At 71.3% G+C, this 7,026-nt stretch carries 6 protein-coding genes; all 6 read left to right on the plus strand.

Features of this window, described 5'->3' with window-relative positions; translation table 11 throughout:
• Window positions 1-221: 221 nt before the first annotated feature.
• The 6 genes from ACFUEL_RS31525 (at window position 222) to ACFUEL_RS31550 (ending at window position 6,974) form a co-directional block, all read left to right on the plus strand.
• Complete coding sequence (locus ACFUEL_RS31525; RefSeq protein WP_380240280.1) at window positions 222-899, plus strand: Tat pathway signal sequence domain protein; 678 nt, start codon at window positions 222-224, stop codon at window positions 897-899.
• Window positions 900-1,190: 291 nt separating this feature from the next.
• Window positions 1,191-2,441 carry an ABC transporter substrate-binding protein gene (locus ACFUEL_RS31530; RefSeq protein ID WP_380240282.1) on the plus strand — a complete coding sequence of 417 codons (1,251 nt, stop codon included), beginning with the start codon at window positions 1,191-1,193 and terminating at the stop codon, window positions 2,439-2,441.
• A gap of 96 nt (window positions 2,442-2,537) precedes the next feature.
• Window positions 2,538-3,467, plus strand: coding sequence for a branched-chain amino acid ABC transporter permease (locus ACFUEL_RS31535; RefSeq protein WP_380240284.1), 930 nt, complete (start codon window positions 2,538-2,540; stop codon window positions 3,465-3,467).
• A 5-nt stretch (window positions 3,468-3,472) separates the two neighbouring features.
• Window positions 3,473-5,425 carry a branched-chain amino acid ABC transporter permease gene (locus tag ACFUEL_RS31540; protein ID WP_380240286.1) on the plus strand — a complete coding sequence of 651 codons (1,953 nt, stop codon included), beginning with the start codon at window positions 3,473-3,475 and terminating at the stop codon, window positions 5,423-5,425.
• Window positions 5,426-5,430: 5 nt separating this feature from the next.
• Window positions 5,431-6,261 carry an ABC transporter ATP-binding protein gene (locus tag ACFUEL_RS31545; protein ID WP_380240290.1) on the plus strand — a complete coding sequence of 277 codons (831 nt, stop codon included), beginning with the start codon at window positions 5,431-5,433 and terminating at the stop codon, window positions 6,259-6,261.
• Complete coding sequence (locus tag ACFUEL_RS31550; protein WP_380240288.1) at window positions 6,258-6,974, plus strand: ABC transporter ATP-binding protein; 717 nt, start codon at window positions 6,258-6,260, stop codon at window positions 6,972-6,974. The genes ACFUEL_RS31545 and ACFUEL_RS31550 overlap by 4 nt, the downstream gene beginning before the upstream one ends.
• The last annotated feature ends 52 nt before the right edge of the window (window positions 6,975-7,026 follow it).

Here is a 7,026-nt window from a genome sequence, read left to right on the forward strand (position 1 = left end):
GTTCTTCGGTCGTCACAACCCGAATGCTGGACACCCTTCCTGCATGTCCGAAGCAGAACCAGCAAAACCAGCTGACTTCGGAACTACTCGTCTAGGCCCGGCCAGGCCCCGCCCAGGCCCGGCCAGGCCGCACCCGCGCCCCGCGTCCCGCTCCCCGCGCCCCCTCGTAGTTTGGCGGTGCCCCGTCAGGGGCAGTCTCGGCTGGACGAGGGGGCGCCGCCATGTCCGCAGAGCGCGAACCGCCCGGGGAGGCCCGGGGCTGCATCGGCCCGGTCGAGCCGGGCGAGGGCAGTTGGACGCAGTTGGTGCTGCGCCCCGGGCCGCGCCCGGAGCCGCCGCCCCGGCTGCTGAGCAGGCGTCAGCAGCGCCTGGTGGCAAGTTTCTTGCTGCTGTGCGCGCTGGCCCTGACGGCGCTGCGCGTCGCGAACTACCCTGAGCAGGCGGCGAATTCGCCTCCGCCGCAGAACGTCCCCTTCCCTTCGCAGTCCACCCGGTTCAGCTACGCCGGCCCGGTACCGGACCAACCGGGGGTCTTCTCACTGGAGTTGGCGGTGCACAACTCCGGCCCCGGCCCGGTGGACGTGCTGGGGGTGCGGCAGGGGTACCGCGGGCTGACCGTGCTGGTCTCGGGCTGGCTGCCCCGGACGGTGCCGCCCGGCGGGACGCTCTCGCTGCGGGTGGGCCTGCGGGTGACGGACTGCTCGGGCGCCCCGGCGGACGCGACCCTTCCTTTCCTCGATGTAACGCTGCGTAACACGCGTGCAATGGAGACCGTGAGTCAGATCCTGGGTGCCGACTACGCCCGGGACCTCTCCGCGGCGCTGCACTCGGCCTGCGACGACACCGATAAACGGACACCGACGACCAGCACCGATGCCCCGGACAAACCTGTCCGATAATCGGAGATCCCGGTCGTGACCAGGGAGTTGGTGAGGGCGAGCATCCACGACTCGGGACGGCGCCCGGAATTTCGGGCTCCACCTGGGGTTTTCGACCATGATGTGAGATCAACTTCCGCCGTGGTCATAACAAGAGAATCACAGCCTCTCCCGCCCCACTGCCCGAGTCGGCACCGGCGGTCTAGAGTCACGCCCAGTCACCGCGCCGTCCGGTTTTCGGGCTGGGCCGTCGCGATCCGGCACCGCCAGCCCTGTGCGCGTGTCCTCCAGATCCAGAAGGAGACCCTCGTCGTGCGAAAGAGCTCACTTCTTGCCGTGACCGTTGCAGTGACCGCGGCGCTCACCCTGTCCGCCTGCGGTTCGCGCGGCGGCAAGTCCGACTCCGGCGCGGACAACGCGAGCAGCGGCGGCAAGGGCGGCAGCGTCAAGGTGGTGATCGGCGTCGACGCCCCGATCAGCGGCAGCCTGTCCGCGCTGGGCCTCGGCATCCGCAACTCGGTGGACCTGGCGGCCAAGCAGGCCAACGCGAAGAACTACGTCCCCGGCGTGACCTTCGCGATCGAGGCCAAGGACGACCAGGCCAACCCGACCACCGGCAAGCAGAACGCCACCGCGCTCGCCGACAGCAAGGACGTGGTCGGCGTGGTCGGCCCGCTCAACTCCAGCGTCTCGCTGACCATGCAGAAGGTCTTCGACGACGCCAAGCTGGCCCAGGTCTCCCCCGCCAACACCAGCCCCGACCTGTCGCTCGGCCCGGACTGGGGCAGCAAGAAGTTCGCCCGCCAGTACCAGTCGTACTTCCGCACCGCCACCACCGACGTGGTGCAGGGCAAGTTCGCCGCCCAGTACCTGTACAACGACGCCAAGAAGACCAAGGTCTACGTCATCGACGACAAGAAGACCTACGGCGCGGGCCTGGCCGCCATCTTCGCGGACGAGTTCAAGCGGCTCGGCGGCACCGTGGTCGGCACCGACCACATCAACCCGGGCGACAAGGACTTCTCCGCGATCGCCACCAAGGTCGCCTCGGCCGGCGCCGACTCGGTCTACTACGGCGGCGAGTACCCGGACGCCGGCCCGCTCAGCGACCAGCTGAAGAAGGGCGGCGCGAAGGTCCCGCTGTTCGGCGGCGACGGCATCTACGACCCGGAGTTCATCAAGCTCGCCAACGGCAACGGCGAGGGCGACCTGGCCACCTCGGTCGGCGTCCCGGTCGAGGAGCTGGACACCGCCAAGGAGTTCGTCGCCAACTACGCCGCGGCCAAGTACCCGGAGCCGTACGCGGCGTACGGCGGCTACTCGTACGACGCCGGCTGGGCGATCATCGAGGCGGTCAAGGCCGCGGTCGAGCACAACGGCGGCAAGGTCCCGTCCGACCTGCGCACCAAGGTGCTGGAGGAGCTCGGCAAGGTGAAGTTCACCGGCGTCACCGGCCCGGTCGCCTTCGACGAGTACGGCGACACCACCAACAAGCAGCTGACCGTGTACAGCGTCCAGGGCGGCGCCTGGAAGAAGGTCAAGAGCGGTACGTACGGCGGCTGATCCGCACCGCACCTCCCCCCGCTGACAGCTGTGCAGGCGGAGGGCACCACAAGTGCCCTCCGCCTGCTCGTACCCCCCTATCCACGGAGGCCCGCGGTGCACGAACTGCCGCAAAACCTGGCCAACGGACTGATGCTCGGCCTGATGTACGGCCTGATCGCCATCGGCTACACGATGGTCTACGGCATCGTCCAGCTCATCAACTTCGCCCACGGCGAGATCTTCATGATCGGCGGCTTCGGCGCGCTGACCGCCTACGCGGCGCTGCCGCACGGCACCTCCCTCTGGCTGGCGCTGCCGGTCATGATCGTCGGCGGGGTGATCGCCTCCGTCCTCACCGCCACCGCCGCCGAGCGCTTCGCCTACCGGCCGCTGCGCACCGCGCCCCGGCTGGCGCCGCTGATCACCGCGATCGGCCTGTCGATCGCGCTGCAGCAGGTGGTCTGGGCGTTCTACCCGGACGGCAAGAAGGCGCTGTCCTTCCCGCAGTTCGGCGGCGACCCGATCGGCCTGGGCTCCTTCCACCTGCAGCGCAACGACCTGTTCCTGCTGGTCGCGGCGCCGCTGTGCATGCTGGTGCTGGCCGGCTTCGTGCGGCTCACCCGCACCGGCCGGGCCATGCAGGCCACCGCGCAGGACCCGGACACCGCCAAGCTGATGGGCATCGACACCGACCGGATCATCGTGGTCGCGTTCGCGCTGGGCGCGGCCTTCGCGGCGGTCGCGGCGGTCGCGCACGGGCTGCGCTACGGCCAGGTCGACTTCGCGATGGGCTTCCTGGCCGGCCTGAAGGCGTTCACCGCGGCGGTGCTGGGCGGCATCGGCAACATCTACGGCGCGATGCTGGGCGGCCTGGTGCTGGGCGTGGCCGAGTCGATGGCCACCGCCTACGTGCAGGACGTACCGGGCATGCACCAGCTCGGCGGCGGCGCCTGGGCCAACGTGTGGGCGTTCGTGCTGCTGATCGTCGTCCTGCTGGTGCGGCCGCAGGGCCTGCTCGGCGAGCGCGTCGCGGATCGGGTGTGAGGACCATGAACGAGAGCACGACCCACGAGACCTCCCCGGTCCTGCCGCTGCCCGCCAACCTCGCGCTGGGCGCGGCGGTCGGCGGCGGGGTGCTGGCCGCCGCCTCCGCGGCGATGTCCTGGACGTGGACGCCGGACTTCCCCGGCGACCTGACGTACTACGGCTCCCCGGCCGGCCTGCAGTGGCTGGCGCTGGTCGGCGGCGCGCTGACCGCCCTGCTGGCGCTGGCCCACCGCGGGCTGAAGGGCCTGCGCTGGCTGAGCCCCTCGGGCAGCGCCAACGGCGTGCTGTTCGCCGCGCTCGGCACCCTCGCGGTGTGCTGGTACGCGGTGGTGGCGATCGCCGTCGAGCTGGACGGCCTGGTCAACCTGGACCCGGGCGGCTGGCTGGCCGCGGTCGGCTCGCTGCTGGCCGTCCTGGGCGCGCTGGGCCTGCCGCTGGACCGCCGGCGCACCGTCCGCCACCCCGAGCTGCACTGGGGCCTGTACGCGGCGCTGGCCGCCTCCGTGCTGCTGCGGGTCGGCTTCGGCCAGGGCTGGGCGCTGGACGCCGTGCCGCCGGGCATCCGGCCGATCTTCAGCGAGAACCTGTGGTTCTTCGTCGCCCTGCCCGTCGTCATCGCGCTCTTCCGGCTGTGGCGGCTGCTGGACGGCCGGCTGCGGATCGGCCGGATCGAGCGCCCGCTGCCCGCCGCCCGCGCCCTGCCCGGCTGGGCGGAGATCCTGGTGGTGACCGCGGTGTTCGCGGTGGGCCTGGGCGTGGTCGAGTTCGGCGTCTCCACCGAGTACGGGGAGCTGTTCGTCGGCTTCCTGCTGCTGCTCTCCTTCGCCACCGCGGCGCTGCTGGCCTCCGGCGCGGTGGGCCGGCTGCGCGAACTGACCTCCCGGCACCGGGCGGTGACCACGGGCGCGGCGTTCGCCGCGGCGGGCGCGTTCCCGTTCACCCAGAGCAGCGAGACGTACGTGCTGATCGGCACCAACATCCTGATCTTCGCGACGGTGGCGCTGGGCCTGAACGTGGTGGTCGGCCTGGCGGGCCTGCTGGACCTCGGCTACGTGGCCTTCCTGGGCGTGGGCGCGTACGCGGCCGCGCTGGTGTCGGGGTCGAAGTTCTCGGTCTTCCGGGACCTCCACCTGCCGTTCCCGGTCGCGGTGCTGATCGGTGCGGCGGCGGCGCTGGTGTTCGGCGTGGTGATCGGCGCGCCGACGCTGCGGCTGCGCGGCGACTACCTGGCGATCGTGACGCTGGGCTTCGGCGAGATCTTCCGGATCGCGATGAACAACCTGGACGGCACGTCGGGCCCGAGCCTGACCAACGGCCCGAACGGCATCGCGGCGATCCCGGACGTCAGCCTGTTCGGCTTCGACTTCGGCGAGGCGCACGACTTCGGGGCGCTGCACCTGGGCAAGAACGGCAACTACCTGCTGCTGATGCTGGTGGCCACCGCGGTCGTGGTGACGGTGTTCGCGCGGGTCGCCAACTCCCGGATCGGCCGGGCCTGGGTGGCGATCCGGGAGGACGAGACGGCGGCCGAGGCGATGGGCATCAACGGCTTCCGGGTGAAGCTGATCGCCTTCGCGCTGGGCGCGACCCTGGCCGGCCTGGCCGGTGCGGTGCAGGCGCACGTGTCGGGCGCGGTCTCGCCCGACCAGTACCTGTTCAGCAGCCCGACGCCGCCCAACTCGGCGTTCCTGCTGGCCGCGGTGATCCTGGGCGGCATGGGCACCATCAGCGGCCCGCTGGTGGGCGCGGCCCTGCTGTTCCTGATCCCGGCGAAGCTGGAGTTCCTGCAGCAGTACCAGCTGCTGGCGTTCGGCGTGGCGCTGATCCTGCTGATGCGCTTCCGCCCGGAGGGCCTGATCGCGGGCCGCCGGCAGCAGTTGGAGTTCCACGAGGTGCAGTTGCCCGCGCAGGCCGCCCCGGCCGACGACGTACCGACCACCAAGGCAGGGGCGTGAGCACCGTGACCACCGAGACCGAGACCGCCGCCGTCCCCGCCGCCGAACCGGTGCTGGAGGCGTCCGGCGTGGTGATGCGCTTCGGCGGCCTGACCGCCGTGGGCGGCGTCGACCTGACGGTCCGCCAGGGCGAGATCGTCGGCCTGATCGGCCCGAACGGCGCCGGGAAGACGACCTTCTTCAACTGCCTGACCGGGCTGTACGTGCCGACCGAGGGCACCGTGAAGTACAAGGGCACGGTGCTGCCGCCGAAGCCGCACCTGGTGACCCAGGCGGGCATCGCCCGGACGTTCCAGAACATCCGGCTGTTCGCCAACATGACGGCGCTGGAGAACGTCCTGGTCGGGCGGCACACCCGCACCAAGGAGGGGCTGTTCTCGGCGATCCTGCGCGGGCCGGGCTACCGGCGGGCCGAGGCGGAGAGCCGGGAGCGGGCCCGGGAGCTGCTGGAGTTCTGCGGCCTCGGCGCGAAGGCCGACCACCTGGCCCGCAACCTGCCCTACGGCGAGCAGCGCAAGCTGGAGATCGCCCGGGCGCTGGCCTCCGATCCCGGCCTGCTGCTGCTGGACGAGCCGACCGCGGGCATGAACCCGCAGGAGACCCGGGCCGCCGAGGAACTGGTCTTCGCGATCCGGGACCTGGGCATCGCGGTGCTGGTGATCGAGCACGACATGAAGTTCATCTTCAACCTGTGCGACCGCACCGCCGTGCTGGTGCAGGGCCGCAAGATCGTCGAGGGCGACCGGGAGACCGTCCAGAACGACGAACGGGTCGTCAGCGCGTACCTCGGCGCCCCGCTCGAAGGAACCACCGCAGCTCAGGAGGACGGCCAGTGACCGCTCTGCTGGAGGTCGAGGACCTCCGTGTCGCCTACGGCAAGATCGAGGCCGTCAAGGGCGTCTCGTTCACCGTCGAGCAGGGCGAGGTCACCACCCTGATCGGCACCAACGGGGCCGGCAAGACCACCACCCTGCGCACCCTGTCCGGGCTGCTGCGGCCGACCGCGGGCCGGGTGCTGTTCGAGGGCGAGCCGATCGACACGGTGCCCGCGCACCGGATCGTCGCGCGCGGCCTGGCGCACTCCCCCGAGGGGCGGCACATCTTCCCGCGGATGAGCATCGAGGAGAACCTGCTGCTGGGCGCCTTCCTGCGGCGCGACGCGGCGGGCATCGCCGAGGACGTGGAGCGGGCCTGCACGCTGTTCCCGATCCTGGCCGAGCGCCGCAAGCAGGCCGCGGGCACCCTCTCCGGCGGCGAGCAGCAGATGCTGGCGATGGGGCGGGCGCTGATGTCCCGGCCCAAGCTGCTGATGCTGGACGAGCCGTCGATGGGCCTGTCGCCGCTGATGATGCAGAAGATCATGGCGACCATCGTCGAGTTGAAGGCCGCGGGCACCACCATCCTGCTGGTGGAGCAGAACGCCCAGGCGGCGCTCTCCCTCTCGGACCGCGCCTACGTGATGACCACCGGCCGGATCACCCTGTCCGGCACCGGTGCGGAACTGCTGCACGACGAGTCGGTGCGCCGCCAGTACCTCGGCGAGGACTGACGCCGGACCCGCGACGCGCGGCCGCCCCCGTCCGATCGCTCCGGACGGGGGC

The organism is Kitasatospora sp. NPDC057198, from assembly GCF_042670125.1.
Taxonomy (GTDB): domain Bacteria; phylum Actinomycetota; class Actinomycetes; order Streptomycetales; family Streptomycetaceae; genus Kitasatospora.

Coding starts and splice junctions, on each gene's coding strand:
- ACFUEL_RS31540 (WP_380240286.1), top strand. CDS start 3,473: ATGAACGAGAGCACGACCCACGAGACCTCCCCGGTCCTGCCGCTGCCC.
- ACFUEL_RS31525 (WP_380240280.1), top strand. CDS start 222: ATGTCCGCAGAGCGCGAACCGCCCGGGGAGGCCCGGGGCTGCATCGGC.